Below are 19842 nucleotides of genomic sequence, written 5' to 3'. Positions count from 1 at the left end.
ACCGCTCTAGTACAACGTGCCCAGCGCGGCGCGTTCGAAGCTCTTCAGTTCGTCCGTCCGGCCATCGCGGATCTTCAGCACCCAGTCAGGGTCCTGCAGCAGCGCGCGTCCTACCCCGACCAGATCGAAGTCGCCGCGATCGAGGCGGCGCTCCAACTCGTCCAGCGAAGCCGGCTTCGAGCCCTCGCCCGCGAACGCGGCGATGAACTCTCCCGACAGGCCTACCGAGCCCACGGTGATGGTCGGCACACCGGTCAGCTTCTTGGCCCAGCCGGCGAAGTTGAGATCCGAACCCTCGAATTCCGGCTCCCAGAACCGGCGTTGCGAGCAGTGCAGGATGTCGGCGCCGGCGTCGACCAGAGCGCCGAGCCAGGCTTCCAGCGCCTTCGGATCCTGGGCCAGCTTCACCTCGTAGTCCTGCTGCTTCCACTGGCTGATGCGGATGATAACCGGATAGTCGGGGCCGACCTCCTTGCGCACCGCCTTCAGGATGTCGCCGGCGAACCGCGCCCGGCCAGGGAGGTCTTTCGAGCCGTAGGCGTCCTCGCGCAGATTGGTGCCGTCCCAGAAGAACTGGTCGATCAGATAGCCGTGCGCGCCGTGCAGTTCGATGGACTCAAAGCCCAACTTCTTGGCCGCGCCCGCCGCTTCGGCGAAGGCGCGAACGGCGTCCGCCACTTCTTCCTCGGTCATCGGCGCGCCGAACGGCTTGTCGGGACGCGAGAGGCCCGACGGGCTGTCATAGGGGCCGGGCGGGGTCCACTCGGGGTCGCGCGTGCGGACATTGCCGACGTGCCATAGCTGCGGGGCCATCACCCCGCCGACCGCATGAACCTCGTCGATTACATGCTTCCAGCCGGCCAGTTCCTTCTCGCCGTGGAAACGCGGAACGTTCTTGTCGTTCAGGGACGCGGGGCGATCGACGCCGGTGCCTTCTGAAACGATCAGCCCGACCTCGGCCGCCGCGCGGCGCTTGTAGTACTGGGCCACCTCATCCGTCACTACGCCGCCCGGCGAGAACGAACGGGTCATGGGAGCCATGACAATGCGGTTCTTTAGATGCAGGCCCTTGAAATCAAAGGGCTTGAAGAGGGCGTCGGCCGACATGGGCGCTCCGGATTCAAACGATTGTTCGCTAGCCTCAAATAAGCACGACCGGTCGCTTTGTCAGTTAAGATTTTCTGTTGCACACCCGTAACTTCCCCTGAAGGCGATACGGCGCCATTGTAATGTGAACAGCGGTCACTCAAGGCCTGGATGCGGAGGAAGTTGTCATGAGCGATGGTGCGATCGATCTCAAAGCCGAGGCGCGCGCGAAGGCCTACGCCATGCCGCTTGAGGAAATCAACGTGGCCGATCCGGACCTTTTCCGGACCGACACCATGTGGCCCTACTTCGAGCGCCTGCGCAAAGAGGACCCGGTTCATTACAACGCCACCGGCCACGAGGACGGCCCCTATTGGTCGGTGACCAAGTACAACGACATCATGAGCGTCGACACCAACCACGAGGTCTACTCGTCGGAACCGTCGATCACGATCTTCGATCCCAAAGAAGACTTCACCATGCCGATGTTCATCGCCATGGACCCGCCCAAGCATGACATCCAGCGCAAGACCGTCAGCCCGATCGTCTCGCCCGCGAACCTGCACGAGCTTGAGCCGCTGATCCGCCAGCGCATCTGCGCCACGCTCGACGCCCTGCCGATCGGCGAGGAGTTCGACTGGGTGGACAAGGTGTCGATCGAACTGACCACCCAGATGCTGGCCACCCTGTTCGACTTCCCCTGGGAAGAGCGGCGCAAGCTGACCCGCTGGTCGGACGTCGCGACCGCGGGCCCGGAGTCGGGTTTGTTCAGCTCCGAAGATCCCGACATCGTCGATCAGGAACGCAAGGCTGAGCTGTTCGAGTGCGTGGACTACTTCACGCGGCTCTGGAACGAGCGGGTCAACGCCCCGCCGAAGGGCGACCTGATCTCGATGCTGGCGCATGGCGAGGCCACCCGGAACATGGACCGGATGGAGTATCTCGGGAACCTGATCCTGCTGATCGTCGGGGGCAACGACACCACCCGCAACACCATGACCGGCTCGGTGGTCGCCCTGAACCAGTTTCCCGACCAGTACCGGAAGCTGCGCGACAACCCCTCTCTGATCCCCTCGATGGTGTCGGAGACCATCCGCTGGCAGACCCCGCTGGCCCACATGCGCCGCACCGTCACCCAGGACACCGAACTGGGCGGCAAGCAGCTCAAAAAGGGCGACAAGGTCATCATGTGGTACGTCTCGGGCAACCGCGACGACGAGGTGATCGAGAACCCGAACGCCTACATCATCGACCGCGAACGGCCCCGCCAGCACCTGTCCTTCGGCTTCGGCATCCATCGCTGCGTCGGCAACCGCTTGGCCGAACTGCAGCTCAAGATCCTCTGGGAAGAGATCCTGACGCGCTTCCCCTCCATCGAGGTCGTCGGCGAGCCCAAGCGTGTCCCCTCCTCCTTCGTGAAGGGTTACGAAAACCTGCAAGTCGTGATCCCGAGCCGGCTCTAAGCTCACCACGCCTCGTCATCCACCGGTCGCCTGAAAGGTGACCCGGAGGGTGACGAGCAATTGTGGTCTCTAGAACGCGACCTGCAGCCGCCCAGCCAGGCTGTCGCCAGCATCCTTGCCGGCGAACTTGCCGACCTTGTGCTCGATGTCCCAGTGGCTGACATTGACCATCAGGCGCAGCCACTCTTCCAGGCGCCAATTGACGCCGACCGTAGCCTCTCGCCCCTTCGCGCCACTCGGCGCATCGCTGTTGTCCAGAAGTTGGTAGCGCAGCGCGAGTTCGAACGCCCCGGCTCCACCCTTCGACAACGGCGCCCTGGGATGCACCTTGCCCAGCGTCCCGCCGCGCGACGAATAGGACGGCGTCTCGCCCGTGATCATCCAGCCGGCCGACAGCGCCAAAGCGTCGATATCGACATGGTCGGTCCGCGTCTGGATCTCGCGCCGCCCCACTTCCAGGAAGGTCCAGGACGTGCCCGCCACCCCGCCTAACTCCAGCCCGTAGCCGGTTCCGTCCAGCGGATCTCGCAGCGCGCCCAGCGGCACCTGCAGCCGATCGTTGAAGTGACCGCCCCAACTGCTGTTGCGCGATACGCTGTTCAGGTCGGCGGGGAAGTCCTCATAATAGCTCCAGGCCGCCACATGCAGGGTGGCGTCCGCCGTCTTGACCGGGTTCCAGTGCCCCCGCGCCAGATAGGTGAACGTGTCGCGCGCGACGCCCGGATTGCCGAGTTCATCGCCTGCGACCTGGGTCGCCACGTGCCAGTCGCGGCCATAGACCTTGCCGATCACGCCCAGGCCGTAGAACCCCTTCAGCGGCGTGATCGCAGACGCGACCGCATTTCGCTCCATGAACGGCACGCCATCCGAACCGCTGGACCCTTCCAGGCTCCGCTCGCTCAGCCGGTTGCCAAAGGTGAACTCGACATCATTGGCCCGCCAATGATCGCGCCAGACCAAATAGGCGCCCTTCACGACCGCCTTGTGGTCCACGAAGTCGCTCTCAAAACTGTAGGCCAGGTGGCCTCCCACCCGGCCCTCGAACCCGAGACGCAGAGTGCGAAACTCGTCACCCGACAGGTTGCGCTCGGGGCGGTTGGAGCCCGTGGTGGAGCCGACGTCGAGGATGATCCGTCCCTTGGGGCGGAAGGTGATCTGGCCATCCAGGCTTGAGAGCTCCGGCACGCCCTTGTCCCAGTTCACGTTCACCGACGCGAGCCCAGGGGCGATAGAGGTTTCAGACGCCAGAGCGGGCGAGATCGCGCAGAAAGCTAAAACGCCACCCGTAAGCGCCGGCGCAATTCCGGCCGCAGGCGACAAAACTGATACTTTGAAAATGAGAACGCTCCCCCCGGAGACGAAAGCCCGAGCACCGCGTCTCAATAGCCATCGACCGACGGGCTTCCAGCCCTATTCTTCGGTCGGCCATGCTAATTTCCCGATCTGGCCGTCCTGATGGCGCCCTGCCCCGGCGAGGGCGGAGTCCGCGCCAGCAGGGCCGCTCGCATACGGGCGTTGTCGGCCTGCACCTCCCGGATCATGCCCTGGAACTGGGGATCGTTTCGCAACGACTGCAGCATGGGTTGGCGATCAAGCCGCATGAAGCCGTCCAGGTCGTAGAGCTGGCGGTAGCCGCTATCGATGGCGCCGCGCAGTTCGGCCAGGCCGCGCTCCTTGTCGCCAAGCATCACATAGGCTTTCAGGCGCGCGATCCGCCGCGCCTGCGTCTGACGAAGCCCAGGCTTGGGCTCGGTGACCTTTAGAAGCGCCTGGAGTATTCGCCGCGCCTGCCCTCGGTCGCCGGTCTGTTCGATGACGAAGGCCGCCCCCGCCGCCTCGTTGGCGAGCCGGGGCGACACCTTCGGCTCGGGCTCGAACATCTCGGGCGACATCGCGACCAGTTGCTCGCGGGCCAGGTCGTACTGGCCGAGCGAGGCGGCCGCCTGGGCGACTCCCCCCTGCCAGATGGGATCTGGTTCAGTCCCCACCAGCTTGGCCTGCGAAAACGCGAGCAATCCCGGATAGTCGCCGGCCACGATCATCTGGATTGCGACCGCGACCGGTCCCACCACCGGGTGGTCCTTCCAACCCTTCAGCGCCTCCTGAGCCTCCATCGGCATTTCGAGGTTGTAGTACACATTCGATAGCGCCAGCGAAGCGGCCGGATCGGTCTGCGGGGCGGCGGCCAGTCGATACCAGGTCGCGGCCTCGTCCAGCTTCCCGCGCTCCACCATCAGGGTCGCGAGTTGCTCTTTGGAATCCACGAATTCCGGAAACAGCTCCACGTTCGCCCGGTACCGCTGCTCGGCCTCGTCCAGGCGGTTGGTGGCGACCAATGACCCCGCCAGGGCGTTGTTGGCGACCCGGTCGAGCGGATCGACCTCGAGCGCGCGGCGCAGATAGCTCACAGCTTCCACCGGCTTGGGCTGCGCGATGAAGTCGCCCAGCAGGCTCAAGGCCTCGGGATTACGCGGCGCCAATTCGACGGCCCGGCGATAGGCGGCTTCCGTGGCGATTTCGAAGCGCGGTTCTCCCTCCCGCACGAACTGGATGGCGTTCAGCATTCCCTTGGCGACGTAGGCCTGGGACGACTTCGGATCCAACTCCAGCGCCTTGGCGATCTGCGCCTCGGCGTCCCGGACCGACTGATGATAGTCCCCTTCCTGATAGTTCTGGGTCAGGTAGGCGGTGGCGTAGGCATAGCCCGCGTGCACATCGGCGTTGTCGGGCTCCATCTCCATCAACCGCTTGTAGATCGCCTGCGCAGACTGCAGCTGTTCTTTGCCCTTGCGCCGCAACTGCCCCTTGGCGACGACTTCCAGCCGATAGGCCTCCGGATCGCGCCCCGCCTGTCGATCGCCGTCGCCGCCGGCATGCAGCTCGGCCTTCAGCGCCTCGGCCACCCCGTCGGCGATTTCGCTCTGGATGGCGAAGGCGTCGTCCATCGTACGGTCATAGGTCTCGGACCAAAGGTGGAAGCCGTTCTTGACGCTGATCAGCTGGCAGGTGACGCGCAGCTTGTTGCCCGACCGCCTGACGCTGCCCTCGACCACGTGGGCGACGTTCAGCTTCTTGCCGATCTCGCGCACATCCTCGTTCTTGCCCTTGAAATAGAAGGCCGAGGTACGCCCTGCGACCTTCAGGTCAGGCACCTGGGCCAGGCTGTTGGTGACCTCCTCGGTCAGGCCGTCGGCGAAATATTCGGAATCCTCGGCGGCGCTGAAACTCGCGAACGGCAGCACCGCCACCGACTTGCTGGAGGCCGCCATCTGCAAGGCCGATCCGCCGCCGCGCCCGAAGGATCCGACTAGGCCGACCGTTGTGGCGACCAACACCACCGCGACTGCGACGATCGCCGCCAAGGCGCCCCAGTCCATCCAGTTCAGCCGCCGCTTGGGGCCATCGCTCTCCGACTTGCTGGTGCGCCGGATCGATCCATCGGGACCGAGCTCGAACGCCCATGACCCCAGCGCGGCGATGGGCAGGCCCAGCACCAACAGCATCAAGGTCAGTGCAGATATCCACTTGGGAAGATCGAGGGTTTCGAAGATTGTCCTGGCGACCTGGAAACCGCCCCAGGCCGTGACCGTATAGACGCCGGCCACGCGGACCACGTTGCGTTTCTTCAATTCGCTGAGGAACACACGGAAATCCAAGGGAACCCCCCGTATCCAGCCGCCTCACTATGCTACAGACTGAGCGTTTACTGAAGCGCCACAATCAACTGAACTAATCGCCGCCGCAATCGGCCAGTCAGGTCGAGAATAGGCTGCAAACCGGAGCGGGCTATGAGCCTGGGCGCGCGCGCTGAAGATCGTATTGACGGCGCCCCGCGACACGGGCCTCTAGACATGTCATCCCCGCACATTCCCGGCGCGCCGAGGGGCCCAGGCTATGAGTTCGACTGCAGTCACAGCGCCCGATCCGGCCCGCCGGAGCCGCGGGCGGCCTCGCGACAATGTCCTGCAGGAACGCATCAAGGACGCCGCCTTGACGGTGTTGGCGCGTCACGGCTTTTCGGGTCTCACCCTTGAGCGGGTTTGCACCGAGGCTCAGGTCCCCAAGGCCACATTCTATCGCCGCTGGGACAACCCCACCGCCTGCGTGATCGAAGCGTTCCTGGAGCTTTGGAGCGAGGTCGAATTCGACGACACCGGATCGCCTGCCGAGGATCTGCGGATATTTGGCCACAAGCTCATCGAGCTCTATAGCCACCCGAAACTGGGTCCGTGCTCCGTAGCCATCCAGACGGAGAGTTGGGTCAATCGGGAGATTGGCGCCTCGCAGAACGCCAGCGCGCTCCAACGCCGCGCGCGGAACGCTGGAACGCTTCAGCAGGCGTTGGACAAGATGGCGGCCCCGCCGGCGCTATCGGCCGAGCTGATCCTCAACGTCGTGAACGGGGTGGCCCGTAACGTCCGATCGCTGAATTGGCCGATCAGCGACGAGGACCTGCGGCGCCTCATCCAGAGTCTGCTGACCCCCGCATCCGACTAGCGCCAATAAGAAAAGGCGCCGCTCCCGCGACGCCTCCTCAATGCTTTTCGGCCGATGGGCTCGAAAATCAGAAGCTGACTCGAGCCTCGACCCCAAAGCGCTGGAACGCATCCTGGGTGATGGTCTGGGTGTAGCCGGCGCCGGTGGCGTTGGTGTCCAGGAAGCCTGGGACGATGCCGGACACGAACTGCTTGTCGAGCAGGTTGCGCGCGAACGCGGTCACCTGATAGCGGCCATCCTTGCTTTGCAGCCCCAGGTTCAGGTTCAGCAGGCCATAGCCGGGCTGCACCGCATTGGGGTCGCTGTAGGTGAAGAACACCGACGACCGGTAGCTGTAGGACACGTCGGCCGTCAGATCGAACGGCGCGTTCTCCAACTCGCGATTGTAGCGACCGCTCAGGGTGTAGGACCACATCGGCGCGTTTGGCAGTCCGCTGCCGGTCACATCCTGGCGTCCGCCCACGCAACCCAGAGCCGCCGTCTGGCCTGGGTAGCAGGCGGGTGAGAAGTCCTCGACCCGCGTGTCGGCGTAGGCGACGTTGCCCGAGAACTGCAGCGCCCGGATCGGGCTGTACTGGGTTTCGAGTTCCCCGCCCCGTGAGCGCAACTTGCCGGCGTTGGCCAGGGCGAAGCTAGTCGTGGTCGCGTCGAAGGTCTGGGCCTGGAAGTTCTCGAACTCGGTGTGGAAGAAGGTGAGGTTGAAAGTCAGCTTCCGCTCGAACGGAGTCGAGCGCAGGCCGATTTCATAGTTCCGGACCGTCTCCGGGCTCAGGACATATTGGCCGGAGTTGACCGTCGCCGCGCTCAGATTGTTCAACAGGTTGATCGCCTGGCCTTTGTAGCCTCGCGAATAGGTCCCGTAGACCATGACGTCGCCGTTGAACTTGTACTGCGCGCCCAACTTGTAGGAGACGTCGTCATCCTTCGCGGGCAGGTTGGGCGCATTGAGCGCCGGGCCGCCCAGACCTGGCACGCCGCCAACGGTGCCGGCGGTCAAGATCCGGCGGAAACGCGCGTCCAGCCGCTCATTGGTATAGCGAAGGCCCCCGATCAGCCGGAGCTCGTCGGTCACATTGAACGTCGCCTGGCCGAAGGCGGCGTAGTTGCGGGTGCTTATGGCTCGGTCGATGAAATTGCCGAAATAGGCGCCGGCCGGGAGAACCTGGCCGAAATTGCCCCTGACGTCGGTCGTCGTCGAGACGTCCTGGTCGAAGTAGAACAGGCCCGCCACATACTCCAGCCGCTCGCCTGCCGGAGAGCTGATCCGCAATTCCTGGGTGAACTGGTCCTGCTTCTGGTGGGCGCTGTTGATGTTAAGCAGCGCCAACGGACCGCCGTCGGAGTCGTTGTTGTCCTCAACCTCGAAGGCTCGATAGGCGGTGATCGAGGTCAGGGTGAAGGCGCCGAGTTCCTTGGTCATTTCGACCGAGGTCCCCCAGGTGCTTTGGTCGTTGAAGGTCTTGCCGTCGAAATTGGCCTCGCGGCTGTAGGGACCGACATCGACGCCCGCGAACAACGAGGCGCGGGTCGGCCCGTTCGGACCGAAGTAGCGGGTGGTCGGCAGGATCGAACGCACCGTGCCGACACAGCAATCCTGGTCCGCGCTCGTATAGTCGATGGTCGCATAGAGATCGAAGGTGTCGCTCGGGCTCCAGGCGATCTTGCCGCGCACGCCATAGGAGTTCAGGCCATTGTACTTCCGGCCGTCGAAGACGTTGGTGATGATGCCGTCGCTCTCGTTGTAGAAGCCCGAGATCCGTGCCGCCAACTCACCGCTCTTGATCGGCATGGAGATCGAGCCCTTGGCCCGCACCTCATTGAAGCTCGCATAGCTGATGGAGGCGTCGCCTTCCATTTCCGTCAGGTTCGGACGCGCGGTGACGATGTTGATCACGCCGGCCGCCGCGTTCTTGCCGAACAGCATGCCTTGAGGCCCGCGCAGCACCTCGATCCGCTCGACGTCGTTGAAGTCGAAGAACGAGCCGGCGCTACGGCCGATGACCACGCCATCCAGCACCACGGAAACCGTCGGTTCCACGCCGTCCGAGAAGTTGAGCGTGCCGATGCCGCGCACCGACAGGCCCTGGCCGCGGGTGTTTGCCGACGGCGTGAAGGTCAGCGAGGGCGACAGCTGCTGCAGTTGCTCCAGGCCAGAGATGTGACTGTCGGCGAGGGCGTCCGCAGATACGACGTTCACCGACACAGGGACGTCCTGAAGCCGTTCCGAGCGCTTCTGCGCTGTGACGACCAGCTCTCCCAACGTCGTCTCGCCCGCGCCGTCGACAACGGCCGTCTGGGCCATGGCGGCTGAGGCCGATCCCAGCGCAACAGCGAGCGCCCCGCCGACAAAGAGCCCCCGCTTGCCGGTCACAGCCGACCGCATAACTGCACCTTGGAACATATTCCCCCCTTACCCACCGAACCTTGTTGGGCGGAACCTCTCCGCGGAAGGGCAATATGTCAACTATGGAGTATCGTAATTGAACGATTGAACGCGCGCGTTCGCCCGGACGTGCCGCAGCAAACACAGGGCGCGGCCCATCCGCCTCTGCAGGCGGGACACATCATGGAAGCGGACGCGGCGCGCCGCGCTAAAGCGGACTTAGGACCATTGCGATCAGGCCCGAGCCTTCAGGCCGAATGTCGCCGCCGGATCCCTAGGCATCCCATGGGAAGAAGGCAGGCATCTGCGAAGCACGGCCACCGAAGCGTGGATCGCGTTTTTCCAGGAAGGCGGCCACGCCCTCCTTGCCGTCCCCGAGGCTGGTGTAGAACATCGCCAGGGAGTCCACCTCGTGCGCCGCCATCGGATGTGGCTGGGCGCTGTTGCGCAGCATCATCTGGCGAGCCAAGGCCACGGCGACCGGAGAGCGCCCGTCGATAAACTTGCGAGCCAGCACGTGAGCGGCGCTCAACAGCTCCTCCGGCGGATGAACCGACCGCAGAAGACCGCCGCGCAACCCCTCCGCCGCATCGAAGATTTCAGCCGACAGCACCCACTCCAGCGCCTGTTGCGGCCCCACGAGTCTCGGCAGGAACCAGCTTGAACAAGCCTCCGGTACGACGCCAAGCTTGCCGAACACAAAGCCGATCCGCGCCTTCTCGGACGCCATGCGGATATCCATGGCCAGCGTCATGGTCGCGCCGATGCCGACCGCCGCGCCATTGATCGCGCCGATCACCGGCTTCTTGCAGTTGTAGATCGCCAGCGTCACCCGGCCGCCAGTGTCGCGCACCCCGTCACGGACCGCCGGATCGTCGCGCCGCTCTCGCATGTCGGCGAGCGTCGGGCTCAGGCTTTCGTCCAGTCCGAAAACGTTGCCGCTCGAAGACAGGTCCATCCCGGCGCAGAAGGCCCGGCCCGCACCCGTCACCACCACGGCGCCCACCGCATCGTCCTCGCTTGCGCGCTCGAAGGCGTCGATCAGTTCGTGCGCCATCTCCACCGTAAACGCGTTGAGCTGGTCTAGGCGATTCAGGGTGAGGGTGAGGACGCGGTCGGCCACCTCCCAGGTCAGGGTCTTGTAGGTCATAGGTCCCCTTCGGCCGGCTTGTCTTGGTCGCGGAGAGCGAACTGACCATGGAAGACGGCTCGGCGTCCAGCAGCAGGCGCCGTCGTCAAACTCAGGCGGACGCCGCGCCCTGTGCGCGCCTCACTCGCGAGGCGGCAGGCTCGCGATCGCCGCCTCCCCGGTCAGGCTCTCGACGATCGGCGCCTCGTCATAGAGCGCATCGCGGGCGTCCAGTTGTCGGCGGATGTCGGCGTGGCGGATCGCGTCCAGGCCGTAGCCGATCATGCACGCGCCTCCCAGCATCACGAACACCACCGGGCCAACCAGGAAGACGAGCTCCAGATTGTGGATCGCCTGGGCGGTGTTCCTGGCGCCCTCAGCGGCGTCATATCCAACCTTCGACAGCACGAAGAACGTCAGGCCGATCGAGAACGCGCCGGCGATCTTGCTCGTCATTGTGGTGATCGCGTAGAGCAGCCCCGAGCGCTCCTTGCCGTGCTCCAGCCGGATCTCGTCGGCGATATCGGCGGTCATCGCCCGGGTCAGCAGATTGAACCCCGACGCCATCACCCCGGCGATAAATAGCGGGATGATCGCAACCATCAGATTGCCCTTCGGAACGGCGATCAGGGACACCAGGGTCAGCGAGTACAGAGTCGTGGCGACCATGACCGTCCGATGCTTTGAAATCCGCATGGCCAGCCGCCCCATCAGCGGCGCCCCGACAATGCCGGCCAGGAAATAGGTCGCCAGCAGGATACTGGCCTGTCCGGTCGTGAACCCCCGGCTGTCGGTGAAGAAGAACAGGTAGGTGGCGCTCATCCAGCCCGGCCCAAGCGACAGGCAGAGGTCGGCGAGCAGGATCCGCGCAAAGGCCGGCCGCGTGATGAGCGCGCCGTAGTCTCGCAGGCGGAACTCGTCGCCGGGCGCCTCAGGGGCGATCTTCTCAGGCGTTTTCCAGACAACGATCGCCGCGGTGATCGGGGCCAGCGCGATGATCAGCCAGCCCATCATGGCGACATTGCCGGCGTCGGAAACGCCGCGTGCTTCGTTGACGATGGGGATCGCCAGCACACTCGCGGCGCCCAGCACGCCGACCGCCGTCATGATGGCGAAGACCCGGGACCGGTCGTTGTATTGAGGTGCGAGGGTCGCGGCCCAGGCCGCATGGGACAGCGCCAGGATCGAGTTGCCCAAATAGAGGATAAGCACCCAGAATATCAGGTAATTCCGCCCCACTCCTGCCGGCGGAAGAAACAGAAAATAGACCCCCAGCATCAGGATCGGAGCGCCCAGGATGGTCCATAGCCGGTAGCGGCCCCATGGCGTCCGGGTCTTGTCCATCGACCATCCCAGCAGGCCGTCGACCGGGATATCGATCATCCGGACGATGAAGAACGCCGCCCCGACGACTGCTAGGTCGATCCCCAGGTGGCTCGCATAGTGCCGGGGCAAGTAGACCGCCATGGCGATGCCGACCGCCGCGACCGGCAGAGCGGTCGCCGCGAAGGCCAGGGCGGTGAGAAAGGGCACCCGCTTGGCCGGTGACGAAGCAGCCTGAGTCAAGCGTAGACACTCCCCTGGGTTCGGCGCGGGTTCCTGGTGGACCGGCGCTCTTGGTCATTCGGTCGGCCGCGATCGGAAAGAGCCGGCTGCCCCGCAGCACTCCCAAGGTCTCACGACGCCTGGAAGCCTCCCCGCTGCTTCATCGACCTGCGAGCTTCGAACATCGTTCCACAAGCGCGACGCCGAAAAACCGATCGCGCGCCTTCCGTCGCGTCATACGCACAAAGGCTTTTCGAACGTCATTCGAGCCCCTTCTCGTCCGGTCCAACAAGCAGAATCAGATCCAGGGAGGATTAGTTGTTTTCCACGAGTAACGAGCCGAGCCGCGCGCCGATGTTCCGGCAGCGGCTGCGGAGCGGATTGATTATGGGCGCGTCGATCGCTGCTATCTGCGCGATCAGCCCACAGGCCTTCGCCCAGGTGTCTGAAGACGCTCCAATGGTCGAAGAAATTGTCGTGACGGCCGAGAAGCGCGAGCAGAGCTTGCAGAGCATCCCGGTGGCGGTGTCGGCCTACACCAGCGAAAAGCGCGACGTGCTCGGGGTGAATACGGTTGAGGATCTCGCCCGTGTCACGCCAAGCCTCAGCTATACAAACAACGACCGCATGTCGATCCGCGGGCTCGGCCGACTGACCAACGCCATCGGCACCGATCCTTCGGTGGCGCTCTATTCGGACGGCATCTTCTCGAACTCGATGACCGACGCGTCCACGCCGTCGCTGTTCATCGAACGCACCGAGGTGCTGCGCGGGCCGCAAGGCACGCTCTATGGCCGCAACTCGATCGGCGGCGCGATGAACATCGTGTCCAAGCGCCCGACGGAAGAGTTCAATGGCGAAGTCCGCGCCATGGTCGGCAACTTCGAAAGCTATCGCCTCGACGCCATGGTTCGCGGGCCGATACTCGACAACCTGCGCTTCCTGCTCGGCGCCTCGACGGAGCGCCGCAACAAGGGCTTCATCGACAATATCGGGTCAGGCGGAAACGCAGCCGGAATCAAGCGCTACACCTTCGAGGCGCAGCTTGAAGCCGACCTCGGCGACAACACCACGGCGCGCCTGCGCTATACGAAGTTCGACTGGGACGACAGCTACGGCGTCGGCAACACCTTCGCCAACAACATCTCGCCCTATGACACCACGTCATTGAGCGGGGCTGGCACCAGCGCCCTCTACTACAACACGACCTACGGCTTGACCGCGCCGAACCCCGGCGTCACCGATCCCTACGTCCAGAACGCCAACTCGCCCGCGCGCGGCTCGCTCAAGGATCACCACCGCCTGCACTTCGACGTGACGACCGACCTCGGTTGGGCGACCCTGAAATATCTGGGTGGGTATCAGCAGTACAACTACTTCACCTCGACGGACTCCGACCTCTCCGGCCGCACCGCGCCGCAGAACATCCTGGTCAACGCCGGCTCCGGGGCGCCCTTCGTCGCGACCAACGTGTCCACCGACGCGCGCACCTTCTACGAAGAACGCCAGAGCTGGCTGTCGAACGAGATCAACCTCTCCTCGAACGGCGATGGCGACCTGAACTGGATCGTCGGCCTCTACCAGTACGCCCAGGACTATGATCAGCCGCAGGGCATCCGCGTGGTCGGCGACCCCTCGATGTTCCAGCCACTGACGCTCCAAGGCACGCCGTCCAGCCCCAATCCGAACGGCGCGTTCCTCTATGTCGATGGTCACCTGGAAACCAAGTCGTACGCGGCGTTCGGTCAGGTCGACTGGAAGTTCGCCGAAGGTTGGACCCTGACGGCCGGCCTCCGCTACACGAAGGACGAAAAGACCGGCTACGACATCGCCCGCTATGTCGCCCGCAATCCGAGCATCGCCATGGCGTTCGGCGCGGCCCTGCCGCCGGCCATCGCTCAAGGCTACGCCGTGGACGTGACGACCCAGCAGATTTGCGGCGGGACCACCCTGGCCTCCTGCGCGGCCAATCCGCTGACCGCCAACCTGAAGGCCAACCCGGGCGGCGGCCTGCGGCGTGACCTATCCGGCGACTGGGACGCCCTCACCGGCACCCTGGCGCTGCAGTGGCGGCCGGATTCCAGCACCAACCTCTATGCGCGCTATTCCCGCGGGTACAAGGCGGGCGGCTGGCTGGGTTCGAACGGCCTTTCGCCCGATCCCTATGCCGATCCTGAGTACGTGAACTCGTACGAAGTCGGCGCGAAGAAGACCTTCGGCGGTCAGTTGCAGATCAACAGCGCGCTCTTCTACACCGACTATCAGGGCTTCCAGGCCCCGCTGACGGTGCCGCTGGGCTCGATCACCGCCACGCAGTTCCTGAACCTCGACGCGACGGTCTGGGGCCTGGAACTGGAGACCCAATGGTCGCCGGTTCGCGATCTGCAGTTCTTCGTGAACTACGCCTATCTGAACACCGAACTCGATACCGGCTGCTGCTTCGTCGACACCGTCGATCCGCTCGCCAAGGCGCCTGGCGCCCAGCCGGTTGGGCCTGCCGTCAATGGCCGAGTTCTGCAGACCGTAGTCGGCAACGACCTACCGCTGTCGCCCCACAACAAGGTGACGGTGGGCGCGACCTACACCATCGACTTCGAGCCGGGCTCGCTGACCTTCAGCGGCACCGCGACCTATACCGACGCTCAAAGCTCATCGCTGTTCAACAACCCGCTCTACCGTTCGCCGTCCTTCACGACGGGCGACGTCCGGGTGCTGTGGCGTGATGCGGCAAGCCGCTACACGATGATCGGCTTCGTGAAGAACGTGACCGACGAAGTCGGCTTCGGCAGCTCGGTGGCCAGCCCCACCAGCCCCACCGCCGTCGGCGCCCGCCGTCAGGTCAGCCTGATCTTCCCGCGGACCTACGGGGTCGAACTTCAGTACCGCTTCTGACGGGTCTTAGCCGGGTCCCTCGTCGAGCGACCCGGCGCCCGCTTCCGTTCTCCACCCTCTGCGAGCAGCTCACGCTGCTCGCTATTTTCTTTCCGCAACAGCCTCTCGCGAAGGCCTAGTCGGGATGGCTGATCAGGTAACCTGCGCCGGACATGAGCCTCTCGGTCAACTCCGGCGGCAGTTTGCCATCCGGTTGAGACGACATGATCGCCGCCATTCCCCGGGCTAGAGCCCAGAGGGCGTAGGCCGCGCCTTGGCGATGCAGGGCCGGAATTCGTTCGTCGGAGTAGACGACGGCCTCATGCGCTAAAAATGTCCGGTTCTCCGCGTCACGCAGCGCCTCGTGGCGAGCCAGCAGTCGCTGGTTGAACATCAGTGAAAAAAGTTCGGACCTGGTCTCGGCGAAACGAAAGAAGACCGCCGCGCTGGCGCCGATCGGCGAGAGAGAATTGTCATCGGCAAGGGTGCCGAGAATGTCGCGCCGAAGGTCTTCGAAGCCCATCACGCCAAGGCTCAGGAGGATGTCCTCCTTGTTGTCGAAGTAGTGGTACATGGAGGCGATGCCGATGCCGGCCTTTTCGGCGATGGCTCGCAGGTTGAGTTCCTCTATCCCGCGCGTGTCGAGGATATGGGCCGCCGCCGACATCGCCTTGGCTTTCAGGCCATGGGTCTCGTGCGATGCGTACCGGTATCGGGACTTCCCCTCGTCGCCCGACCTAAGGGCGCCATCTTCGCCTGACATCGCCACCTACCGCCCCACGACCTGGAAGATCGACGCAGCCGCGAAGCATTTTCGAACCGTGTTTGCAGCCCTTACAAACATGCCGCTTGAGCCCCAAAGAACATTGCCAAAACGAGAGAGCCGAGAGCCCGAAATTACGTGACCCGACAAATCTTGGCCTTCCCTTTAGCAGCATCCGAATGACAAGCAGCGCCACATGTTTTGGCTGGCCTCTGCGATGAGACACGACTGGGTGATAAGGCGCGCCCTGGCCATGGATATCCCGCCAAAGCTCTAGGCCGCGGGCCGCGCCGAGAACCGGCTAAGGTCGGTATCGGCGTCCAATGGCTTGACGACCACGCCATCCAGAGCGGCCGCTTCCTCACCGGCGACGTCGCTGCCGGTCAGGGCGACGATGGCCGGTGGGATGCTGAGTTCGGCGCGCAGGCGCCTCGCGACCGACAGGCCCGAGCCACCTCGGCCAAGGTCGAGATCGAGCAGGACCAGGTCGAACTCCTTGGCGGTGGCCCAGGTCACCGCCTCGTCTTCGTCCGCCGCCGGCTGAACCTGGTGTCCTACGGCCCGCAAAAGCGCCGCCGTCACCTCGCGGCTGATCGGATCGTCCTCGACGAGCAGGATAGAGAGCGCGCGCGAGGGCTTGGTCAAGGCCGGCGCAGGCGGCGGGCTGCTCGCCGGGAACGGCAGGGCCACGCGGAACAGGCTCTCGTCGTCGCGCCGCACATAGGTCAGTTCCCCGCCCATCGCCTCGGTCAAACGCCGGCAGATATCCAGACCCAGCCCGAACCCGGTGAGGGGGACGTCTGTGGGCCCCTGAACAAAAGCCTCGAACATTCGCTGTCCGATAAAGGGGTCGAGGCCCGGCCCGGTGTCCCGCACCTCGATAAGGAGCGGCAACTTGGTTCCCGGCCGCCAGTCGGCCGTCACCCAGATCCCACCCGAGGGCGTATAGGTCACGGCGTTGGAGAGCAGGTTGCCGACCACTTGCTCGAAGCGAAGCCGGTCGCCCGCCACCCACGCAGGAACCTCCTCCGTACGCCGGTAGGACAGAGACAGCCCCTTGGCGCTGGCCGCCGGCGCCTGGAGCCTGACGATCTCATCGAGGCTTCGCTCCGGGTCGAAAGGCGTCATGCGAACCACCGGTTCGCTCGCATCGGCCCGTGCGGATTCCAGGATATCGGTGACCAGGTCGGCCAGATTGCGCCCGGCCCGAAGGCCAAGGTCGATCAACCGCCGCTCCTCGGGTTCCTGCGGCGAGCGGGCCAGCACCTGCATCACCCCCACCAGCCCGCTCAGCGGCGTGCGCACATCGTGGCTGATCATGGTCATCAATCGGAAGCGGCTGGCCGCGATGGCCTCGGCCAAGGCGCGCTTGCCCCGCTCCAACGCCAACGCGCGGCGAAGGTCAGCCACCACGGCGGCCAGCATCTGCGCGGTCAGGGTCTGGGCGAAGACGAATGCGTACAGCCGCGCCATGGTTTCCGGTTGGCTTGCGCCGACAAACGGCCCCATCCCCAGAAATGTCACGGCCGAGACGCCCAGCGCCATCAGGAGGTTTACCGCCGCCCCGCCGTGGAGCCCGAAGCGTCCCACGGCCGCCAGACTAAGCGCCAGCCAGGCCAGCTTGTAGAAGTCCCCGATCCAACCTAGCTCCGGCAGCCACGCGAGGGCCGCCACCAGTGCGGCGCAGGCGCCCAGAAACCCCGACACCGCCGCAAAGAAGCGGGGCGTCCGACGGTGTCCCAACCAGCGCACGCTGAGAAGGATGGCCGGCGCCATGAGCAGCACGCCGGTCGCGTCGGCCAGCCACCAGGAGGTCAAGATCGACCGCGCGGGATAGGCCGGGCCGCCCGCCCCCAACCAGGCGATCACGGTAGCCCCCACCGCCGCGCTGACCAGCGTGCCGCCGACGACTGCGACTGCGACAAAGGCCAGATCGGACAGCACGGCGCGGGTCAGTCGGCCGCTGGCGCCCCAGGCCCGCAGCAACCGGGCGCTTGCGAGCCCCGGCAGCAGGTTGCCTAAGGCCACGATCAGGGCCGGCGCCCAGGCGCCGAACACCAGGAAGTTCACCAGCAAGGCGCCGACGAACGCCCCCGGCATCATTCGCAGCCCGCCGATCCACGCCACCGCGAACGCGATGCCGCTGGGCAGCCAGATCAGCGGCAATCGATCGGCCAGGACGCCCAGCTTCAGACCCGCATAGGCCGTCGTTGCGTAGACAGCGAAGATCATCGCATGTTGCGCCAGCAGCGCCGGCCACCGCACATTCTTGCCCGCAGCGGTCATGGGCTACAGCGGTCCCAGGCTATCGCCGCCCGAGAGGACGTCACTATGCCCCCAGAGCTGTGCGCAAATCGCCTGGAGCAGGTCCGGTCCGCGGTCGGCGCATCGCGAACCCTCGAACTCGCCGACGAACTGACGGCCCGGGTAGCGGCCCTGCTCGAAGCCATTGGCTCGCAATCCGGCGCCAATGCAGAGCTCGCCGCCGAAGCGCACAAGACCCGCAGCGCCGCCGGGGCCCTGGCGCTTCTGCGGCTGAGCGATACGCTCGAGCGACTTGAAGCGGCTCTGCGCAAGCCGCAGGCGCATGCCGCTGTGGCCGCCGCCGCCCAGGCCGTGCAGCGCGACATGGCGGCCGGCGCCGCGGCGCTTGCCGAAGCCCTTTCGGCGGGAGGCGCCGCTCACCCCTCGGTCCTCACGAGCTGATAGCCCTGGGCGTGGACGGTGACGATCCGCGGGGCCGACGGCCCAGCCGCCGCCAACTTTCGCCGAATCCGACTGATCAGCACGTCGACTGTGCGAACGTTCGTAGTCGCCTCGGCCGATGCGATCACCTCGACAAGATATTCGCGACCCAGCGGGACGCTTCCCGACTGCGCCAGAGCCGCAACCAGATCGAATTCGGCGCGCGTGAGGCGTAGGATCGCTCCCTCGGCGTCGGCCAGTTCGCGCCGGACGATATCGAGCGTCCAGTCGGCGATCTCGATGACCCGGTCGACCCGGCCGCGCTGGTAGCGGCGCAGCACCGCGCGGACGCGCGCGGTCAGTTCGCGCAGGTCGGCAGGCTTCACAATGTAGTCGTCACCCTGCGAGAGCCCGAGGATGCGATCGTCGCTCTCCCCGCGCTGGGTCACATATATGGCGGCGCAGTCCCGCCGCGCCTTCATCCGGCGCACCATGTCGTGCCCGAGGCCGTCGGGAAGATTCACGTCGGCGAGAACGAGATCGATCGGGAGTTCGGAAAACAGACGCAAGCCGCCGGCGACATCCTGCGCGCAGACGACCTCCAGCCCCTCTTTGCGCAGGTGGGCCGCGACGATCTCGCTAAAGATCGGATCGTCCTCCACGAGAAGGAGCGTGACGACACTCACGACAATGCGCTGCTCCCCCGCCCAGGCCGATTGCTCTTAGCCCAGCGGCAGCGCCGCACAACCCTTTGTAGGGCGTCGCTCGACCTTTAGCCCCAACGTTGAGCAATGCGAGCAGAAGTTGAGCACATCTCACCTCGCCTAACAATTCGCGCCAGCGGTCAGGCCGTGTGGCCAACGCTCGCCGCGGCGCCGCTCTTCCACTTGCGAGCCATCTGGCCAAACTGCTCGTCCAGGGTCTGCCAGGTCACCACATGCTCCGGCAAATTAAGGGCGGTCATGTCGGGCGCCGCCAGCGCGACCATCGCCGAGGTCGGCACCCAACCGTCGGCGGAGCGAAACGCCGCCTTGGCTAGGGAGGTGGCGACCGTGCGCCCATCAAGCGTCTCCACCCGATGCTCAAAGAAGAACCAGCGGTCGTCCCATCCGGCCAGCCGCGTCTCGGCGACGCCGCGGTCAAACAACCTCAGCTCGCGACGGAAATGGATCGCGCTGCTGCCCAGGATCGGCCTCCAGCCCTGCTTGAAGCACGCGTGTAAGACTCGGGTCCGCAGCGCCCATTCGAGCCGGTTCACATCGATGAGCTGCATGTAGCGCCCATTGTTCAGGTGCATGTTCACGTCGAGATCAGCGGGCAGCACGCGGAACTGCGTCCGCACCGGCTCGGTGGCCTCGACCGCCGCGCCCCTCAAACCCCGGACGGCCATGGGGAGCATGCGAAAATAGAGCTTCATGGC

The 19842-nt window shown here is 65.1% G+C and carries 14 protein-coding genes; 4 read left to right on the top strand and 10 right to left on the bottom strand.

Annotated elements, in window-relative coordinates:
• Window positions 1–6: 6 nt before the first annotated feature.
• On the bottom strand, window positions 7–1107 hold the full coding sequence (locus Q8M13_RS15585) for an NADH:flavin oxidoreductase (RefSeq protein ID WP_305300945.1): 1101 nt from the start codon (window positions 1105–1107) through the stop codon (window positions 7–9).
• Window positions 1108–1274: 167 nt separating this feature from the next.
• Between Q8M13_RS15585 and Q8M13_RS15580 the strand changes: the two genes are divergently transcribed.
• Window positions 1275–2549 (top strand): cytochrome P450, encoded by a 1275-nt coding sequence (locus Q8M13_RS15580; protein WP_305300943.1) that lies wholly within the window; start codon window positions 1275–1277, stop codon window positions 2547–2549.
• A 69-nt stretch (window positions 2550–2618) separates the two neighbouring features.
• On the opposite strand, the gene Q8M13_RS15575 is transcribed toward Q8M13_RS15580, so the two are convergent.
• Both Q8M13_RS15575 and Q8M13_RS15570 read right to left on the bottom strand, forming a co-directional pair.
• Complete coding sequence (locus tag Q8M13_RS15575) at window positions 2619–3758, bottom strand: OprO/OprP family phosphate-selective porin (RefSeq protein ID WP_305300941.1); 1140 nt, start codon at window positions 3756–3758, stop codon at window positions 2619–2621.
• A 221-nt stretch (window positions 3759–3979) separates the two neighbouring features.
• Window positions 3980–6205, bottom strand: a complete 2226-nt coding sequence (locus tag Q8M13_RS15570) for a tetratricopeptide repeat protein (protein WP_305300939.1) — start codon at window positions 6203–6205, stop codon at window positions 3980–3982.
• Window positions 6206–6443: 238 nt separating this feature from the next.
• Here Q8M13_RS15570 and Q8M13_RS15565 point away from each other — a divergent pair, with 238 nt between their 5' ends.
• Window positions 6444–7046, top strand: coding sequence for a TetR/AcrR family transcriptional regulator (locus Q8M13_RS15565; RefSeq protein ID WP_305300938.1), 603 nt, complete (start codon window positions 6444–6446; stop codon window positions 7044–7046).
• A 67-nt stretch (window positions 7047–7113) separates the two neighbouring features.
• Here the strand turns inward: Q8M13_RS15565 and Q8M13_RS15560 are convergent, their stop codons facing one another.
• The 3 genes from Q8M13_RS15560 to Q8M13_RS15550 all read right to left on the bottom strand — a co-directional run bounded on the left by Q8M13_RS15560 (window position 7114) and on the right by Q8M13_RS15550 (window position 12124).
• Window positions 7114–9429, bottom strand: coding sequence for a TonB-dependent receptor (locus Q8M13_RS15560; protein WP_305300937.1), 2316 nt, complete (start codon window positions 9427–9429; stop codon window positions 7114–7116).
• Between the two features lie 274 nt (window positions 9430–9703).
• Window positions 9704–10579: a crotonase/enoyl-CoA hydratase family protein gene (locus Q8M13_RS15555; RefSeq protein WP_305300936.1), complete on the bottom strand. Its 876-nt coding sequence runs from the start codon at window positions 10577–10579 to the stop codon at window positions 9704–9706.
• 120 nt (window positions 10580–10699) lie between these two features.
• Window positions 10700–12124, bottom strand: coding sequence for an MFS transporter (locus Q8M13_RS15550; RefSeq protein WP_305300935.1), 1425 nt, complete (start codon window positions 12122–12124; stop codon window positions 10700–10702).
• Window positions 12125–12490: 366 nt separating this feature from the next.
• On the opposite strand from Q8M13_RS15550, the gene Q8M13_RS15545 reads away from it, so the two are divergent.
• The gene (locus Q8M13_RS15545) at window positions 12491–14995 is read left to right on the top strand and encodes a TonB-dependent receptor (RefSeq protein ID WP_305300934.1); all 2505 of its coding nucleotides are present in this window, start codon (window positions 12491–12493) and stop codon (window positions 14993–14995) included.
• Window positions 14996–15110: 115 nt separating this feature from the next.
• Here the strand turns inward: Q8M13_RS15545 and Q8M13_RS15540 are convergent, their stop codons facing one another.
• Window positions 15111–15641 (bottom strand): TetR/AcrR family transcriptional regulator, encoded by a 531-nt coding sequence (locus Q8M13_RS15540; RefSeq protein WP_305300933.1) that lies wholly within the window; start codon window positions 15639–15641, stop codon window positions 15111–15113.
• A 369-nt stretch (window positions 15642–16010) separates the two neighbouring features.
• Window positions 16011–18023 (bottom strand): ATP-binding protein, encoded by a 2013-nt coding sequence (locus Q8M13_RS15535; protein ID WP_305300932.1) that lies wholly within the window; start codon window positions 18021–18023, stop codon window positions 16011–16013.
• Between the two features lie 45 nt (window positions 18024–18068).
• Here Q8M13_RS15535 and Q8M13_RS15530 point away from each other — a divergent pair, with 45 nt between their 5' ends.
• Entirely contained in the window at window positions 18069–18443 is a 375-nt protein-coding gene (locus Q8M13_RS15530; RefSeq protein WP_305300931.1) for a hypothetical protein, read from the top strand.
• On the opposite strand, the gene Q8M13_RS15525 is transcribed toward Q8M13_RS15530, so the two are convergent.
• Together Q8M13_RS15525 and Q8M13_RS15520 are read right to left on the bottom strand one after the other, a co-directional pair.
• Window positions 18419–19108 carry a response regulator transcription factor gene (locus Q8M13_RS15525; RefSeq protein ID WP_305300929.1) on the bottom strand — a complete coding sequence of 230 codons (690 nt, stop codon included), beginning with the start codon at window positions 19106–19108 and terminating at the stop codon, window positions 18419–18421. The genes Q8M13_RS15530 and Q8M13_RS15525 overlap by 25 nt on opposite strands.
• A gap of 158 nt (window positions 19109–19266) precedes the next feature.
• A complete protein-coding gene (locus Q8M13_RS15520; protein WP_305300928.1) occupies window positions 19267–19839 on the bottom strand; it encodes a thioesterase family protein in 573 nt (190 codons plus the stop codon).
• Window positions 19840–19842: the final 3 nt, after the last annotated feature.

The organism is Phenylobacterium sp. (assembly GCF_030681155.1).
Taxonomy (GTDB): Bacteria; Pseudomonadota; Alphaproteobacteria; order Caulobacterales; family Caulobacteraceae; genus Phenylobacterium.
This window is presented reverse-complemented; position numbering and strand designations above follow the sequence as displayed.

Coding starts and splice junctions, on each gene's coding strand:
- Q8M13_RS15585 (WP_305300945.1), bottom strand. CDS start 1,107: ATGTCGGCCGACGCCCTCTTCAAGCCCTTTGATTTCAAGGGCCTGCAT.
- Q8M13_RS15580 (WP_305300943.1), top strand. CDS start 1,275: ATGAGCGATGGTGCGATCGATCTCAAAGCCGAGGCGCGCGCGAAGGCC.
- Q8M13_RS15565 (WP_305300938.1), top strand. CDS start 6,444: ATGAGTTCGACTGCAGTCACAGCGCCCGATCCGGCCCGCCGGAGCCGC.
- Q8M13_RS15560 (WP_305300937.1), bottom strand. CDS start 9,429: ATGCGGTCGGCTGTGACCGGCAAGCGGGGGCTCTTTGTCGGCGGGGCG.
- Q8M13_RS15555 (WP_305300936.1), bottom strand. CDS start 10,579: ATGACCTACAAGACCCTGACCTGGGAGGTGGCCGACCGCGTCCTCACC.
- Q8M13_RS15545 (WP_305300934.1), top strand. CDS start 12,491: ATGGGCGCGTCGATCGCTGCTATCTGCGCGATCAGCCCACAGGCCTTC.
- Q8M13_RS15540 (WP_305300933.1), bottom strand. CDS start 15,641: ATGTCGGCGGCGGCCCATATCCTCGACACGCGCGGGATAGAGGAACTC.
- Q8M13_RS15535 (WP_305300932.1), bottom strand. CDS start 18,023: ATGACCGCTGCGGGCAAGAATGTGCGGTGGCCGGCGCTGCTGGCGCAA.
- Q8M13_RS15530 (WP_305300931.1), top strand. CDS start 18,069: ATGCCCCCAGAGCTGTGCGCAAATCGCCTGGAGCAGGTCCGGTCCGCG.
- Q8M13_RS15520 (WP_305300928.1), bottom strand. CDS start 19,839: ATGAAGCTCTATTTTCGCATGCTCCCCATGGCCGTCCGGGGTTTGAGG.